This is a genomic window from Mesobacillus sp., assembly GCF_057785455.1.
In genome coordinates this window covers 20,400-35,465 of sequence record NZ_JBYNSB010000035.1, presented here as the reverse complement: position 1 = coordinate 35,465, position 15,066 = coordinate 20,400, and the positions used below count along the sequence as shown (strand labels likewise).

At 43.9% G+C, this 15,066-nt stretch carries 18 protein-coding genes; 17 read left to right on the top strand and 1 reads right to left on the bottom strand.

Annotation, left to right across the window (positions count from 1 at the left end):
* Window positions 1-7: 7 nt before the first annotated feature.
* Entirely contained in the window at window positions 8-157 is a 150-nt protein-coding gene (mciZ, locus tag AC3EBE_RS14020; protein WP_488595661.1) for a Z-ring formation inhibitor MciZ, read from the bottom strand.
* A 75-nt stretch (window positions 158-232) separates the two neighbouring features.
* Here mciZ and AC3EBE_RS14015 point away from each other — a divergent pair, with 75 nt between their 5' ends.
* The 17 genes from AC3EBE_RS14015 (at window position 233) to AC3EBE_RS13935 (ending at window position 15,007) form a co-directional block, all read left to right on the top strand.
* Window positions 233-784 carry an NUDIX hydrolase gene (locus tag AC3EBE_RS14015; protein WP_488595660.1) on the top strand — a complete coding sequence of 184 codons (552 nt, stop codon included), beginning with the start codon at window positions 233-235 and terminating at the stop codon, window positions 782-784.
* Window positions 785-1,951, top strand: coding sequence for an endonuclease Q family protein (locus AC3EBE_RS14010; RefSeq protein ID WP_488595659.1), 1,167 nt, complete (start codon window positions 785-787; stop codon window positions 1,949-1,951). It abuts the gene before it with no gap.
* Between the two features lie 444 nt (window positions 1,952-2,395).
* On the top strand, window positions 2,396-3,037 hold the full coding sequence (gene spoIIM / locus AC3EBE_RS14005; RefSeq protein ID WP_488595658.1) for a stage II sporulation protein M: 642 nt from the start codon (window positions 2,396-2,398) through the stop codon (window positions 3,035-3,037).
* Window positions 3,038-3,150: 113 nt separating this feature from the next.
* Window positions 3,151-3,618 carry a ferric iron uptake transcriptional regulator gene (gene fur, locus AC3EBE_RS14000; RefSeq protein WP_488595657.1) on the top strand — a complete coding sequence of 156 codons (468 nt, stop codon included), beginning with the start codon at window positions 3,151-3,153 and terminating at the stop codon, window positions 3,616-3,618.
* 237 nt (window positions 3,619-3,855) lie between these two features.
* Window positions 3,856-4,083, top strand: a complete 228-nt coding sequence (locus AC3EBE_RS13995) for a YqzK family protein (RefSeq protein WP_488595656.1) — start codon at window positions 3,856-3,858, stop codon at window positions 4,081-4,083.
* 5 nt (window positions 4,084-4,088) lie between these two features.
* Window positions 4,089-4,982: a site-specific tyrosine recombinase XerD gene (xerD, locus tag AC3EBE_RS13990; protein WP_488595655.1), complete on the top strand. Its 894-nt coding sequence runs from the start codon at window positions 4,089-4,091 to the stop codon at window positions 4,980-4,982.
* A gap of 192 nt (window positions 4,983-5,174) precedes the next feature.
* The gene (gene deoB / locus AC3EBE_RS13985) at window positions 5,175-6,356 is read left to right on the top strand and encodes a phosphopentomutase (protein ID WP_488595654.1); all 1,182 of its coding nucleotides are present in this window, start codon (window positions 5,175-5,177) and stop codon (window positions 6,354-6,356) included.
* 12 nt (window positions 6,357-6,368) lie between these two features.
* Window positions 6,369-7,196: a purine-nucleoside phosphorylase gene (locus AC3EBE_RS13980; protein ID WP_488595653.1), complete on the top strand. Its 828-nt coding sequence runs from the start codon at window positions 6,369-6,371 to the stop codon at window positions 7,194-7,196.
* A 34-nt stretch (window positions 7,197-7,230) separates the two neighbouring features.
* Window positions 7,231-8,535, top strand: coding sequence for a pyrimidine-nucleoside phosphorylase (locus AC3EBE_RS13975; RefSeq protein ID WP_488595795.1), 1,305 nt, complete (start codon window positions 7,231-7,233; stop codon window positions 8,533-8,535).
* Window positions 8,536-8,659: 124 nt separating this feature from the next.
* Window positions 8,660-9,832 (top strand): D-alanyl-D-alanine carboxypeptidase family protein, encoded by a 1,173-nt coding sequence (locus AC3EBE_RS13970; protein WP_488595794.1) that lies wholly within the window; start codon window positions 8,660-8,662, stop codon window positions 9,830-9,832.
* Between the two features lie 314 nt (window positions 9,833-10,146).
* Entirely contained in the window at window positions 10,147-10,497 is a 351-nt protein-coding gene (gene spoIIAA, locus AC3EBE_RS13965) for an anti-sigma F factor antagonist (protein ID WP_488595652.1), read from the top strand.
* A 3-nt stretch (window positions 10,498-10,500) separates the two neighbouring features.
* Window positions 10,501-10,941 (top strand): anti-sigma F factor, encoded by a 441-nt coding sequence (gene spoIIAB / locus AC3EBE_RS13960; protein ID WP_488595651.1) that lies wholly within the window; start codon window positions 10,501-10,503, stop codon window positions 10,939-10,941.
* A gap of 13 nt (window positions 10,942-10,954) precedes the next feature.
* Window positions 10,955-11,713 carry an RNA polymerase sporulation sigma factor SigF gene (sigF, locus tag AC3EBE_RS13955; RefSeq protein ID WP_488595650.1) on the top strand — a complete coding sequence of 253 codons (759 nt, stop codon included), beginning with the start codon at window positions 10,955-10,957 and terminating at the stop codon, window positions 11,711-11,713.
* Window positions 11,714-11,909: 196 nt separating this feature from the next.
* Complete coding sequence (locus AC3EBE_RS13950; RefSeq protein ID WP_488595649.1) at window positions 11,910-12,527, top strand: stage V sporulation protein AA; 618 nt, start codon at window positions 11,910-11,912, stop codon at window positions 12,525-12,527.
* Window positions 12,517-12,939 carry a stage V sporulation protein AB gene (locus tag AC3EBE_RS13945; RefSeq protein WP_488595648.1) on the top strand — a complete coding sequence of 141 codons (423 nt, stop codon included), beginning with the start codon at window positions 12,517-12,519 and terminating at the stop codon, window positions 12,937-12,939. The genes AC3EBE_RS13950 and AC3EBE_RS13945 overlap by 11 nt, the downstream gene beginning before the upstream one ends.
* Window positions 12,940-12,966: 27 nt before the next feature.
* On the top strand, window positions 12,967-13,542 hold the full coding sequence (spoVAEA, locus tag AC3EBE_RS13940) for a stage V sporulation protein SpoVABEA (protein ID WP_488595647.1): 576 nt from the start codon (window positions 12,967-12,969) through the stop codon (window positions 13,540-13,542).
* Window positions 13,529-15,007 (top strand): spore germination protein, encoded by a 1,479-nt coding sequence (locus AC3EBE_RS13935; RefSeq protein ID WP_488595646.1) that lies wholly within the window; start codon window positions 13,529-13,531, stop codon window positions 15,005-15,007. Before spoVAEA ends, AC3EBE_RS13935 begins: the two co-directional genes overlap by 14 nt.
* The last annotated feature ends 59 nt before the right edge of the window (window positions 15,008-15,066 follow it).

Here is a 15,066-nt window from a genome sequence, read left to right as displayed (position 1 = left end):
AGATGGTTCAACTAATGGAACTGTTATCGGCTTTGTGAACCGTTGTGATCCAGTCTTTCACAAGCTTGTGCTGCTGGCTGTATTCCTTTAGCTTTCGCTTGATTTCCCAAGCTTTTCCTGTGAGAACAATGCCGCGATCATGGACATAAATCTTCATCAGTCTGCTCCTTTCAATCAAGTATGGTAAAATGTATGAGCATTTGATATCGGATTAGAACAGGAGTGAGGCATATTGAGACCGCTTGAAGAGAAAACATTGAAGACGGAACAGATTTTTTCTGGCAAGGTGATCAGCCTGCAGGTAGATGAGGTACAGCTTCCTAATGGAAATGTTTCAAAAAGGGAAATTGTAAAGCACCCGGGTGCTGTAGCTGTAATTCCTGTGACTAAGGAAAATAAGATTGTAATGGTAGAGCAATATCGCAAGGCGCTGGAAAAGACCATCGTGGAAATTCCTGCCGGCAAGCTTGAAAGCGGCGAGAAGCCAGAGATTTGTGCTGCCCGTGAACTGGAGGAGGAAACAGGGTATGAGTGCGCCAATATGGAATGGCTTATTTCATTTTATACATCCCCTGGCTTTGCGGATGAACTGATCCATGTCTATAAAGCAACTGGATTGACGAAAAAGGAAAACCCGGCTTCTGCAGATGAGGATGAATTTGTTAATGTAATGGAGGTCACTTTGGAAGAAGCTATTCAATTAGTGGCGGAGCAAAAAATCCATGATGCGAAGACTGTGTATGCAGTCCAGTATTTGCAGCTGCAGGAGGCATTGAATAGATAAATGCATGACTACTTTGTCGATCTTCATATTCATATCGGACGGACGAAATCGGGCAGGGCAGTAAAGATTACAGGTGCCAAGTCCCTTACCTTTTCTAACATCATCAAGCATGCAAGGGATGAAAAAGGCCTGAACATGATTGGAATCATTGACAGCCATTCCCCTGAAGTGCTTGGAGAAATGGAAGAGCTTCTTCGAGCCGGGGAATTACAGGAGCATCCGGACGGAGGGCTGGTATATGGCGGCATGAGCATAATTCCGGGATCGGAGATTGAAATTAACGATGAATACACCAGGGGACCGCTTCACGTATTATGCTTCTTCCCCTATCTGCAGACAATGAGGGAGTTTTCTGGCTGGCTGTCAGAACACTTGAAAAATATCCATCTCAGTTCACAAAGAGTGTATGTAACCGGAAGGGAATTACAAGAAAAAGTCAAGCTGCTTGGCGGGCTATTCATCCCGGCACATGTATTCACACCGTTCAAAAGCCTTTACGGCAAAGGTGTAGATCAGTCTCTTACTGAGGTGTTTGACCCCGATTTGATAGATGGGATTGAGCTCGGACTAAGCTCTGATACCGATATGGCCGACCAGCTTTCAGAGCTCCACAGGTATGCATTTGTGACGAATTCAGATGCTCATTCACTGGCAAAGATTGCTCGGGAGTATCAAAAAATCAAAATGGATCAGCCGTCATTCCGGGAGCTGGAATGTGCATTAAAACAAGAGGATGGCAGAAGGATTAAGGCAAATTACGGGCTCGACCCGCAGCTCGGGAAATACCACCGGACAGTATGCGCAGAATGCTTCACGCATAGCGAAGCAGCTGACAGGCCGTGCAGCCATTGCGGATCCTTGAAAAAGGTGAAGGGTGTCGCAGACAGGATAGAGGAACTAAAGTCTGAATCCGCTTCTACAGTTAACAGGCCGCCTTATATTCATCAAGTCCCGCTTGAATTCATCCCGGGCCTTGGGCCGAAAATGCTGGAAAAGCTGCTTGACCACTTTGGCACAGAAATGGACATACTCCATAGAGTTCCATTCGAGTCCCTGAAAGAAATCATTCCGGAGCGAGTTGCCAGAACGATCGATCAGGCAAGGAAAGGTGAGCTTTCGTTTCTTGCGGGAGGCGGGGGCAAGTACGGAAAAATAGCTGAACAGTAATGTCCGGATGGAAAGTCCGGACTTTTTTGCTCCACTGTCTCGACTAGTTTGAATACTTGGGAACATGAAGAGCACTAGCGAAATTAGTTCCCGACCCGCAACGGGCTATTCTTGTTGATTACCGGAAGAAGCTCAATTCATCTTTAGGAGGTCATCTAAACGGCTTCTAAAATAACCAGATAAAGTTTACTTCGGCCACTAGAGCAAGCTGAAATCGGCCCCTATAGGTCACCAATCACGCTTTAACACTCCGCTATTTAACCGAGACTTCCCCTATACTTACGAAATCACTCAATATCACCATCGATTTCCTTCAATTTGATAGAAGCGGTATATAGAAAGATAAAACTACTATTATTACTCTAGCAAAAAGTTCGATTCCTGAGTCATAGACAGCCAGTCCCTGCATATGATGTTAGTAACCAATATGCAGGGGGAAGAGTGATGAAGAAGAGAAAGTACCAGGACGTCGCAGCAAACCATTTTCGGGAATATTCCTCAATCTATCTTTTTGTAATTGTCCTGTTTTTGATGGGAGTCATTTTTGGTGCGGTAATTGTCAACAGCCTGAGCTTCACTCAAAAAGAGGATTTGTTCTACTATTTATCGCAATTCTTCGGCCAGGCGGCATCAGGGAAGGTTGCAGATGGACAGGATCTTTTTTTGCAGAGCTTTCTTCATAATGGGAAGTTCATTGGTTTGATTTGGATCTTGGGAGTTTCCATCATTGGGCTGCCGGTCATTTTGATTCTATTGTTCATGAAAGGCATGGTTGTTGGATTCACAGTCGGCTTCCTTGTCAACCAGATGGGCTGGGATGGATTTATGCTTTCGTTTGTGTCAATCCTGCCGCAGAATTTTATCATTATACCTGTTTTCATCATTACTGCTGCTATGGCCGTCACCTTTTCTTTAAAAATGATCCGTAACCAGTTCATGAAAAAAATCAGCCAGCCGATCCTGCCGCAGTTTTTCCGCTATATTTTCTCTTTTGTTGCAGCCATTGTCTTCCTTGCCGCTGCTGCAGCCATTGAGGCTTACTTATCACCGGCATTGCTGAAGGCAGTTATCAATTCGGTTAATTAGAATCATTTTTAGTTGATAATATTTCTGATTTCTTATTTGTAATAATTTTATTTTGAATCTCAATACCCATCTGATATAATAAAAGGACAGCGGCGGGGGAGTGAGAGTTCAAAATGGAAACTAGAATCGATAGAATTAAGAAACAGCTGCATTCGTCCAGCTATAAATTAACGCCTCAGCGTGAGGCAACCGTACGGGTATTGCTTGAACACGAGGAAGACCATTTAAGTGCGGAAGATGTATATTTGCTTGTGAAAGAAAAGTCTCCTGAAATAGGATTGGCTACCGTATACCGCACACTTGAACTGCTGACCGAATTGAAAATTGTCGATAAAATCAACTTTGGGGACGGCGTGTCCCGTTACGATCTCCGCCAGGAAGGTGCCGCCCATTTTCATCACCATCTCGTTTGCATTGAATGTGGGGCAGTTGATGAAATACAGGATGACCTCCTTGAAGATGTGGAAGAAATCGTTGAAAGAGACTGGAACTTTAAAATTAAAGACCACCGCCTGACCTTCCATGGTATCTGCTACCGTTGTCAGGAAAAGGAATCAGTTGAACCAGCTGAAACAAAATAGTAATTAAATAGTCACTCTATAAAGCTTCTCCATCAGCAGGAATGGCTGCGCAAATATACGCAGCCTACTGTCTGAAGGGAGGTTTTTTTGTTTTCCTCAATATTGTAATTACGAAAACATAGGAGACAGCAGGTCTCTATATAGCAAAACAGGCAGTGAAAATAAAAGTACAAGGTATAATTCTTGTCCAAAATGGCATACAGTTTAGTAATTGATATAACGACGGGGGCAAGGAATATGAAATCGTGGTTGGGACTGATCTTTCACGCATTGAAGGTTTTTCTATTATTCACTGGATGCACAATTTTATTCTATTATGGTATCATGTGGATTAACGAAGAATATGAAAGTTATCACCGATATGATGCACCTGAGGGAGCAGCCATCAAAGTTTCGGGAGCAGCCGCCCAAAAGGAGTCAGGCATGCTTGAAAGGCTGCTACTGTTTTATCTGAATGGAGAGTAATAATAATGGAAGACAGGCTCGAAGACTTTATCCACTTTTTGGTCGTTGAGAAAGGGCTATCTAATAATACGATTGTGTCATATAGACGAGACTTGAACAGCTATATTTCTTATTTGAGAAATATTGAGCAATTAACCGATTTCAATTCGGTCCAAAGACCGCAAATTGTCCATTTCCTCAGCCATTTGAAGGACACTGGAAAGTCCTCGAAAACGATTGCCAGGCACATAGCCTCAATCAGGGCTTTTCACCATTTCCTGCTCCGGGAGAAAGCTGTTGGCCACGACCCGACTGTCCATATTGAAAGTCCGCAGCATGAGCGTTCTCTGCCAAAGGTCCTGAGTATGGAAGAGGTAGAAACACTGCTTGAAAGTCCGAAGCTGACGGATCACTTTGGCTACCGGGACAAGGCTATGCTTGAAATGCTGTATGCGACCGGCATCCGTGTCAGTGAATTGATTGGCTTAAAAATGTCAGATGTCCATTTAACCATGGGTTTTGTTCGCTGTATGGGAAAAGGGAGCAAGGAACGGATCATCCCAATCGGGAAAACTGCTTCTGATGCGATTGAACAATACCTTGAAAAGGGAAGGCCGAAGCTTATATCGAAAAAGCAGCGCGATGAATCTCTATTCCTTAATCATCATGGCAAAGGCTTGACAAGGCAGGGCTTTTGGAAGATATTAAAAAGGCTTGCTTTAGAAGCAGGAATCCAGAAAGAGCTAACGCCGCATACCCTGCGCCATTCCTTTGCCACCCATCTGCTTGAAAATGGGGCAGACCTCCGCGCCGTCCAGGAAATGCTTGGCCATGCGGATATTTCAACTACACAAATTTATACACATGTTACAAAAACAAGATTGAAGGATGTCTACACTAAATTTCATCCTCGAGCTTGATAGGTTCATAGAATTGTCAAAAAAGCTGGCTGTTATGTCAGCTTTTTTTCTTGTTTTTTTTATTTAATTTAGTACAATGAAGATGTCAGACTTCTGACAAATAAAAAACGTTAAGATTATCCTAAAACAAAAAGGGTAACATAAACTTGTAAAAAAGTTGGAAACGCATTCATCTTTTAAGGAGGATAAAGAATGTCGCATACATATAAACGTGTATTTTTGATTGTTATGGACTCTGTAGGAATTGGTGAGGCTCCAGATGCTGAAAAATTCGGCGATAAGGGTTCTCATACATTGGGACATATTGCTGAAAGGATGAATGGTCTTAAGATGCCTAATATGGGCAAGCTTGGGCTCAGCAATATTGAAGAAATTAAAGGAATCCAGCCTGAACAGAAGCCATTGGCATTTTATACAAAGATGCAGGAGGCTTCCAATGGTAAGGACACGATGACTGGCCACTGGGAAATCATGGGCCTGAATATCCAGACGCCTTTCCAGGTCTTCCCGGAAGGTTTCCCGGATGAATTGATTTCTGAACTAGAAGCACGGACTGGAAGGAAAGTCATTGGGAACAAACCGGCGAGCGGCACAGAGATTCTTGTGGAACTTGGTGAAGAGCATATGAAAACAGGTGCTCTGATCGTTTATACGTCTGCTGATTCTGTCTTGCAAATTGCAGCTCACGAGGAAATCGTGCCAATTGAAGAGCTTTATGATATCTGTAAAATCGCGAGGGAGTTAACACTTGACGAGAAATATATGGTAGGAAGAGTTATCGCCCGCCCATTCCTCGGTGAACCAGGTGATTTCAAGCGTACTTCAAACAGACATGACTACGCACTGAAGCCATTCGGCAGAACTGTGATGAATGAAATGAAAGATGCCGGACTTGATGTACTGGCGATTGGCAAAATCTCTGATATTTATGACGGGGAAGGTGTGACAGAGTCACTCCGCACTATTTCCAATATGGACGGCATGGATAAGCTGATGCAGACCCTGGATCAAGACTTTACAGGCTTGAGCTTCTTGAACCTTGTTGACTTTGATGCATTGTTTGGACACCGCCGCGATCCGGAAGGCTATGGCAAGGCGCTTGAAGAGTATGATGCCCGCCTGCCTGAGGTCTTTTCAAAACTTAAAGATGATGATCTCTTGATCATTACTGCAGACCACGGAAACGATCCTGTCCATCACGGCACCGACCATACACGTGAGTATGTACCGCTCCTTGCTTACTCAAAGAGCATGGATGAAGGTAAAGAGCTGCCAGTCCGCAATACCTTTGCAGATATCGGAGCAACGATAGCGGAGAACTTTGATGTGAAAATGCCAGACCACGGCACTAGCTTCCTGAAGGAATTGAAATAAGGAGTGGAATACATGGACTACAATCAAATTCAAACAGCAACTGCTTTTATTAAAGAAAAACTGCAGCAGCAGCCAAAAATTGGCTTGATCCTTGGATCCGGTCTCGGCGTCCTGGCAGATGATATCGTTAATCCAGTCAAGATACCATACAACGAAATACCAGGCTTCCCGGTTTCCACCGTTGAAGGCCATGCTGGCCAGCTGGTATGCGGACAGTTAAGCGGTGTGGAAGTTATCGCGATGCAGGGGCGTTTCCATTTTTACGAAGGCTACAGCATGGATAAAGTCACATTTCCAGTACGTGTCATGAAGGAACTCGGAATTGAGGAGCTGATCGTGACAAACGCAGCTGGCGGTGTGAATGAAAGTTTTACTCCTGGAGATTTAATGATCATTACCGACCATATCAACAATATGGGCACAAACCCGCTGATCGGGCCGAATGACTCACGCTTTGGCGTTCGCTTCCCAGACATGAGTGAAGCATACTCAAAGAATCTTAGAGCTCTTGCTAAGGACGTTGCGCAGAAGTCCAATATTGCCATCAAAGAAGGCGTTTATGTCGGAAATCCTGGACCTGTCTATGAAACTCCTGCTGAAGTCAGGCTGGCACGTACTTTGGGCGGAGACGCAGTAGGCATGTCGACAGTACCGGAAGTAATTGTTGCGAAACATGCTGGATTGGAAGTATTGGGTATTTCGTGCATATCGAACATGGCAGCAGGAATCCTTGATCAGCCATTGAGCCATGATGAAGTAATTGAAACAACTGAAAAGGTAAAAGCAAGCTTCCTTACATTAGTGAATGAAATTGTTAAGGCAATTGGTGAAAAGAAATAGCTGGCATGCTAAATTTTACTAAGTGGTGATAATGATGAGAATGGTTGACATTATAGAAAAAAAACGTGACGGACTCGAGCTGTCCACTGAAGAAATCCAGTTCTTTATTGACGGATATACCGAAGGATCGATTCCTGACTATCAGGTTAGTGCCTTGACTATGGCGATTTTCTTCCAGGGCATGACGGAAAAAGAACGTGCGGACTTGACGATGGCAATGGTTGCTTCAGGCGACCAGATTGACCTTTCACAAATCGAAGGTGTAAAAGTCGACAAACACTCAACAGGCGGCGTAGGCGATACGACAACTTTAGTTCTGGGACCGCTTGTAGCAGCTTTAGGCGTTCCAGTTGCTAAAATGTCAGGCCGCGGGCTTGGTCATACGGGCGGAACAATTGATAAGCTTGAAGCAGTCGAAGGTTTCCATGTCGAAATTGATAATGAAGAATTCATAAACCTTGTCAATAAAAATAAAATTGCCGTCATTGGCCAGAGCGGCAACCTGACTCCTGCTGATAAAAAGCTTTATTCATTGCGTGATGTAACAGCTACAGTTGACAGCATTCCATTGATCGCGAGCTCAATCATGAGCAAGAAAATCGCTGCCGGTGCAGATGCCATCGTGCTGGATGTTAAAACTGGCGCCGGTGCATTCATGAAGACACTTGATGATTCACGCGAGCTTGCAAAAGCAATGGTGCGCATCGGAAACAATGTTGGCCGCAGAACTATGGCGGTCATTTCCGATATGAGCCAGCCTCTAGGTTATGCTATTGGCAATGCCCTTGAAGTTAAGGAAGCCATTGATACTTTAAGGGGCGAAGGACCGGAGGATTTAACAGAGCTATGCCTCACGCTTGGAAGCCACATGGTATTCCTTGCAGGTAAAGCCAGCTCGCTTCCGGAAGCACGGACAATGCTTGAGGAAGTCATCAAGAACGGAGCCGCTCTTGAAGCATTTAAAGTATTCTTAAGCTCACAGGGTGGAGATGCTTCTGTCGTGGATGATCCAGGCAAGCTTCCGCAAGCAAAATATACTTTTGAGCTTGAAGCAAAAGAAGCTGGTTATGTAGCCGAAATCGTAGCAGATGAAGTTGGTACAGCAGCAATGCTTCTTGGTGCAGGAAGGGCAACAAAAGAGTCCGAAATTGACCTCGCTGTTGGTTTAGTGCTCAAAAAGAAAATCGGCGACAAAGTTGAAAAAGGCGACTCTCTATTGACGATATACAGCAACTTTGAAGATGTAGCTGAAGTAAAAGAGATGCTTTATGCCAATATTAAGATTTCAAGCGAACATGTAGATGCACCAATCTTGGTTCACGAGGAAATCACCGAGTAATGTTAATCAATATTTAGAAGTGAAGGGGAAACCCTTCACTTTTTTTTATGAATATCATTTGTATAAAAATGGATTCATTGGAAAAAATAGACCTTATAAAGATAGGAGGGTTATGTCCATGAATCTGAAAAAGTTAGCCAGTTTACTGCTTGTAAGTATTTTGAGCACTGCTTTTATAGTACCAACAGGATATGCCAATGAAGGGGATACCGGTTTAGCTAACGAAGCTAGCTCGGCAATTTTGATCGAACGGGATACAGGTGAAGTCCTTTTTGAAAAGAACAGCCATGAAAAGCTGCCGCCTGCGAGCATGACTAAAATTATGACAATGCTTCTAATCATGGAGTCACTTGATGAGGGCAGGTTGAAAATGGATGAAAAGGTCCGTGCTAGTGAGTATGCAGCTTCTATGGGAGGTTCCCAAATTTTCCTTGAACCAGGAGAAGAGATGACTGTAGAGCAAATGCTAAAGGGAATCGCGATTGGTTCCGGTAATGATGCCTCTGTGGCGATGGCTGAAAGAATCGGTGGATCAGAAGAGGCTTTCGTGAAAATGATGAACGCTAAAGTGAAAGAATTAGGGCTCAAAAATACTGTATTCAAAAACACGACAGGACTTCCTGTAGCGGGCCATTACAGTTCGGCCTATGATATGGCAATGATGGCAAAAGAGTTACTGAAGTATGAAAAAATCACGAAGTTCACTGGAACTTACGAAGACTACCTTCGAGAAGACTCTGAGAAGAAATTCTGGCTTGTGAACACAAATAAACTTGTCCGTTTTTATCCTGGTGTAGATGGACTGAAAACAGGTTTTACAAATGAAGCAAAGTATTGTCTTACTGCAACAGCCCAAAAGGACGGCATGAGAGCAATTGCTGTAGTATTCGGTGCGCCAACTTCAAAAGCAAGGAATGCCCAAGTAACAAAGATGCTGGATTACGCCTTCAGCCAGTATCAGACACATCCGATGTTCAAAAAGGGACATCCATTGGGGAAAGCAGCCATCAGCAAGGGCTCTAAGCAAATGGTCAACGCAGTCACCTCTGAGAGTGTTTCCCTGTTAACGAAAAAAGGTGAAGACATCAAGGATGTAAAGCAAAAAATCACACTTAATAAAACTTTGAAAGCCCCGGTAGAGAAGGGTGACAAGGTTGGAACACTCAAATTAGTCAAAAATGGCAAGGTTCTGGCTGAAACGCAGCTGGTTGCAGACCAAAAAGTAGAGAAGGCCAGCTGGTGGACATTATACAAACGCTCCTTCGGCATGTTCACTCGCGCCGGGAGCCAGAAATAAAGAAAATTCCAAGCAAACGATCTAAATCTTTATTCGGGCAGACTTGTTAATTTATATATTTGCTTGTTGGAACATAATCCAATTTTTCGGTCTCAACATCATAAGATGAAGATGCAGCAGCTTGATTCAGGTTCATGACGGCAGGTGCAATTTGTTGCCAATACAGGCACTTCTGCACATAAAAGATATTATTGTCGAATGTTCTGCCATTCCATCTACTTTTATCGAAATGGCACTAGTTTTGTTCTTAAGAAGGAATTGCCTCTGGAAATGGAGAATTTGACTCACTATACCAGATAAGGAGGCTTTGGATAGTGAGTCTTAACATTGATATGGAAGTGAAGCACGATGTCCTATGCATTCGAATTGGCGGTGAATTGGACCACCATACAGCAGACCAGCTTCGCGAGCAGGCAACAAAAGCCCTTGAGAATGAAAATGTCCGCCACATTGTCTTGAACCTTGAGCATTTGTCCTTCATGGATAGTTCTGGTCTTGGTGTGATTTTAGGGAGATATAAACAAATTAAACAGCTTCATGGAGAAATGGTGGTATGTGCCATTTCACCGCCAATCAAACGGTTATTTGATATGTCGGGTCTATTCAAGATTATCCGTCTTGAACCGACAGAAGAATATGCACTTGAGAGATTGGGGGTAGCTTGATTCATGAAGAATGAGATGAATCTTCAATTTAGCGCGCTAAGCCAGAATGAATCCTTTGCAAGGGTAACTGTAGCAGCCTTCATTGCACAACTTGACCCAACACTGGATGAATTGACGGAAATCAAGACTGTTGTATCTGAAGCTGTTACAAATGCAATTATCCATGGCTACGAAAACGACGCCAATGGACTTGTGTATATTTCTGTCCTGCTTCAGGATGGAACGGTCGAGATGAGCATCAAAGATGAAGGAATCGGCATCAATGATATCGATGAGGCTATGCAGCCTCTATATACGTCCAAGCCTGAACTGGAAAGATCAGGTATGGGCTTTACCATTATGGAAAATTTCATGGATGAAGTACAAGTGAGATCAGAGCCCGGCTTTGGGACAGAGATTCGTTTGAAAAAGCACCTGTCAAAGAGCAAAGCGCTGTGCAATTAAGGGAGTTCTGCCTATGGATGTGGAGGTAAAAAAAGATAATAGCCAAACGTACCTTAAGGACCATGAAGTCAAAGAACTGATTTTGAGAAGCCAGCAAGGAGATCAGGCCGCTAGGGATTTGATTGTCCAGAAAAATATGCGGCTTGTATGGTCTGTTGTCCAGCGATTCCTCAACAGAGGTTACGAACCAGACGACCTTTTCCAAATTGGCAGCATTGGCCTTTTGAAATCAGTTGATAAATTTGACCTCTCATATGATGTGAAATTCTCAACCTATGCCGTCCCGATGATCATTGGTGAAATCCAGCGTTTTATCAGGGATGATGGGACAGTAAAGGTTAGCAGGTCACTGAAGGAGATGGGAAATAAAATCAGGAAGGCGAAGGATGAGCTGTCAAAGAACTTTGGACGGGTTCCAACAGTGAATGAGGTCGCAGAATTCCTTGAGATATCTCCTGAAGAAGTAATCATGGCACAGGAGGCCAGCCGTACGCCAGCCTCCATCCATGAAACGGTTTATGAGAATGACGGGGATCCGATTACCTTGCTTGACCAGATCGACAATGGCGAGGAAGGAAGATGGTTTGACAAGATCGCCTTAAAGGAAGCAATCAATGAACTGGATGAACGAGAAAAGCTCATTGTCTATCTGAGGTATTATAAAGATCAAACACAATCCGAAGTAGCGGTGCGGCTTGGCATTTCCCAGGTACAGGTATCGAGACTTGAAAAGAAAATACTGCAGCAGATGAAAGGCCGTATGGATCTATGATCCATACGGCTTTTTACTTATTCTTAAGCTCGAAGATTCAGGTTTTGCACCGCTATCGAAGCAAAGGGAAAGGAATTAAAGAAAGAGAATAGCGAAAATTCCATCCTGTTTGTTAACCAATTATTGGACTTCATGAAAAGACCGCAGCTATACATACTAAATATACAAGGAAAACAATGTGTTGGAAGTGAATCTGATGGAAAAAACGATTTATATTCGCATGCGGAATCGAGTTCAAGTCAAGCCTGAAGAATCACTCAAATTAAAGGATATTGCCCAAATTATCGCAGGCGAAGAAATTTATGAGCAGCTAAATTCTTTGCAGATCCTGAAAGTTGACCCAAAGGACCATATTCACATCATCGATGTCATGAAGGTCATCAAATTCATTACGGGAATCTTTCCTGAATATGAAGTTCAAGCATTAGGGCCGCCACAGACAATCATAGAAGTCATCTACCGGAAAAAAGGTATGTCGATTCCTTACTTCGTACTTGTCTGGTTCCTGTTGTTTTTCGGGGCTGCCCTTACCATTATGAATTTCCATGAAGATGTGAGCATGCAAAGTGTTCAAGAGCGGCTCTACACGATCATGACGGGAAAGGTGGAAGAAAAGCCGCTTTTGTTCCAAATTCCATATTCGATAGGCATTGGCCTCGGAATGATTTTGTTTTTTAACCATGTATTTAAAAAGAGGATTAATGAAGAGCCTAGCCCGCTCGAGGTTGAAATGTTTAACTACCAGCAATCTTTAGATCAATACGTAATCCTTCATGAAAATAAGGAAAATGTAAGACATCTGGATGACCATTAAAATTCTTTTCATCATGCTGGCAGGACTGGCAAGCGGGCTCGCTGTAGGTTCAGGTTTTGTTGCTTTTCTAACGGTGCTGGGCGTGATACCGAGGCTAACCCAGCTCACGAAAACAATGCAGTTGATATCATGGTATGAATGGTCGGTCGTTTTAGGTGCCCTGCTTGGGACTGCAGGAAGCCTGAGGGACCCGATCTTGAGTTTTTCCCCATTTGTGACTATCCCGCTTGGGCTGGCAGGAGGGGTATTCGTCGGGATGCTGGCAGCAGCATTAACAGAGGTGCTGAACGTATTGCCCATTTTGGCCAAAAGAGTCCGTGTGGACGATAAACTTGAAACCTTATTAATGGCAATCGTGCTTGGCAAAGTATTTGGTTCGCTTTTTCACTGGATATATTTTGTGGATCGATAAATCGCATGGAAGAAAGGACGGCTCCCTATGGCCGAGAAACGGAATGTAATCTTGATTACAGATGGTGACGATTATGCCAGGCGCGCGGTGGAGCGCGTCGCAAAAGAGGTCGGGGGACGCTGCATTTCTCTTTCGCATGGAAATCCTTCCGTCCTCTCGGGAGCCAACCTGGTGAAACTGATCAAAAAAGCTGCCAATGATCCCGTCCTTGTCATGTTTGATGACAGCGGCTACCTTGGGGAAGGGTCAGGAGAGCAGGCATTGAAATATGTTGCGAATCATGAAGATATCAACGTGCTGGGCGTTATTGCTGTTGCATCCAAGACCCATATGGCAGAATGGAGCCGCGTCGATTTTTGTATCGACAGAGAAGGAGAGCTGACACCTTATGGGGTTGATAAACATGGGCTTCCTGAATTAGAGCTTGGGAGAATTAACGGAGATACGGTCTATTGTCTGGACAAGCTTGACGTCCCGCTGATCATCGGAATCGGTGATATTGGAAAGATGGCTCGCCGTGACCATTATGACCGCGGAGCTCCTATTACGAAAAAAGCTGTGGAAATCATCCTTGAAAGGAGCGGATTCTATGCCGAAAAATAAGAACATGCTGCCAATTCCTGCGTCACTGCAGGAAGCAGAAAAATATATGAAGGATAGAGTGGGGCTTGGAACCAGCTTTGACCTTGGCGTCAGGAAGCTGAAAGTCTTAAAGAAAGAGGTTCACTTCTATTATGTGAACGGTCTGTGTGATACCCAATTTATCATAGAGATCATGGAAGAAATAGTAGGTATCAATGACCATGAAAAACTTTCCACTCATCTGGAAATGATCGTGGAGAACAGGATCACCCATCAGTCTGTTGAAACAGTTAAAACCATGGATGAAATGGTCGATCAGGTCCTTTCTGGATTGATCGCCATTCTGGTTGAGGGTGAGTGCACCGCATTCATAGTGGATGTGAGGAGCTACCCTGGCAGACAGCCTCAAGAGCCGGATACAGAAAAGGTCGTCAGGGGTTCAAGGGATGGCTTTGTTGAGAACATTATTGTCAATACAGCCCTGACAAGAAGAAGGATAAGGGACGAAAGTCTGCGCTTTGAAATGATGAAGGTCGGAGAACGTTCAAAGACAGACGTAGCCCTTGGTTATATTGAGGATATCGCAAACCCGGACTTAATTGAAGTTATAAAAAGGGAACTTAATACGATAAAAATTGATGGAATAACGATGGCAGACAAGACGATCGAGGAGTTTCTGGTCAAACAAGGCTACAATCCCTATCCTCTCGTCAGATATACGGAACGTGCGGATGTAGCTGCTACTCACTTGCTGGAAGGGCATGTGCTGATCTATGTTGATACTTCACCAAGTGTTATCATAACGCCAACTACGTACTTCCACCATCTGCAGCATGCCGAAGAATATCGGCAGTCACCGGGAGTCGGGACAATGGTCAGATGGATTCGCTTCCTCGGTGTTCTTGCTTCATTGCTTTTATTGCCATTATGGTACTTATTTGTACAAAATCCGGATCTGCTTCCGGAAAAAATCTCTTTCATCGGACCTAATGATAAATCCAATATCCCGATATTCCTGCAGATCATGCTTGCAGACGGTGGTATTGAATTCTTAAGAATGGCTGCAATCCACACCCCCACTCCGTTATCAACAGCGATGGGTTTGATCGCAGCCGTGCTGATTGGCCAGATTGCCATCGATGTAGGCATGTTTGTCCCTGAAGTCATCCTTTATGTAGCTGTTGCCGCAATTGGGACATATGCGACACCAAGTTATGAGCTTAGCATTGCTAATAAAATGGGAAGGGTCTTTCTGCTGATCGTGACTGCAATCTTTCATATTCCAGGATTTGTGGTCGGAACGACTCTCTGGCTTTTGCTGCTCGCCAATATCAAATCATTGAATACTCCTTATTTATGGCCGTTTATTCCTTTCCATCCGATCGCTTTCATGCAAATTCTTATCAGGCGGGCGGTGCCGGGATCCAAAATCAGGCCAAGTATTGTCCATGCAAGGAACAGGTACAAACAGCCTTCAAAATCGTGATAAACTTCCATTTGCGTGTTGATATAGAATATGGTAAAGTGATTTTAATTTACTAAAGT

What these genes read in the sequence shown, in the direction of transcription:
- mciZ (WP_488595661.1), bottom strand. Translation starts at nt 157, where the DNA reads ATGAAGATTTATGTCCATGATCGCGGCATTGTTCTCACAGGAAAAGCT.
- AC3EBE_RS14010 (WP_488595659.1), top strand. Translation starts at nt 785, where the DNA reads ATGCATGACTACTTTGTCGATCTTCATATTCATATCGGACGGACGAAA.
- spoIIM (WP_488595658.1), top strand. Translation starts at nt 2,396, where the DNA reads ATGAAGAAGAGAAAGTACCAGGACGTCGCAGCAAACCATTTTCGGGAA.
- fur (WP_488595657.1), top strand. Translation starts at nt 3,151, where the DNA reads ATGGAAACTAGAATCGATAGAATTAAGAAACAGCTGCATTCGTCCAGC.
- AC3EBE_RS13995 (WP_488595656.1), top strand. Translation starts at nt 3,856, where the DNA reads ATGAAATCGTGGTTGGGACTGATCTTTCACGCATTGAAGGTTTTTCTA.
- xerD (WP_488595655.1), top strand. Translation starts at nt 4,089, where the DNA reads ATGGAAGACAGGCTCGAAGACTTTATCCACTTTTTGGTCGTTGAGAAA.
- deoB (WP_488595654.1), top strand. Translation starts at nt 5,175, where the DNA reads ATGTCGCATACATATAAACGTGTATTTTTGATTGTTATGGACTCTGTA.
- AC3EBE_RS13980 (WP_488595653.1), top strand. Translation starts at nt 6,369, where the DNA reads ATGGACTACAATCAAATTCAAACAGCAACTGCTTTTATTAAAGAAAAA.
- AC3EBE_RS13975 (WP_488595795.1), top strand. Translation starts at nt 7,231, where the DNA reads ATGAGAATGGTTGACATTATAGAAAAAAAACGTGACGGACTCGAGCTG.
- spoIIAB (WP_488595651.1), top strand. Translation starts at nt 10,501, where the DNA reads ATGAAGAATGAGATGAATCTTCAATTTAGCGCGCTAAGCCAGAATGAA.
- sigF (WP_488595650.1), top strand. Translation starts at nt 10,955, where the DNA reads ATGGATGTGGAGGTAAAAAAAGATAATAGCCAAACGTACCTTAAGGAC.
- AC3EBE_RS13950 (WP_488595649.1), top strand. Translation starts at nt 11,910, where the DNA reads ATGGAAAAAACGATTTATATTCGCATGCGGAATCGAGTTCAAGTCAAG.
- AC3EBE_RS13945 (WP_488595648.1), top strand. Translation starts at nt 12,517, where the DNA reads ATGACCATTAAAATTCTTTTCATCATGCTGGCAGGACTGGCAAGCGGG.
- spoVAEA (WP_488595647.1), top strand. Translation starts at nt 12,967, where the DNA reads ATGGCCGAGAAACGGAATGTAATCTTGATTACAGATGGTGACGATTAT.
- AC3EBE_RS13935 (WP_488595646.1), top strand. Translation starts at nt 13,529, where the DNA reads ATGCCGAAAAATAAGAACATGCTGCCAATTCCTGCGTCACTGCAGGAA.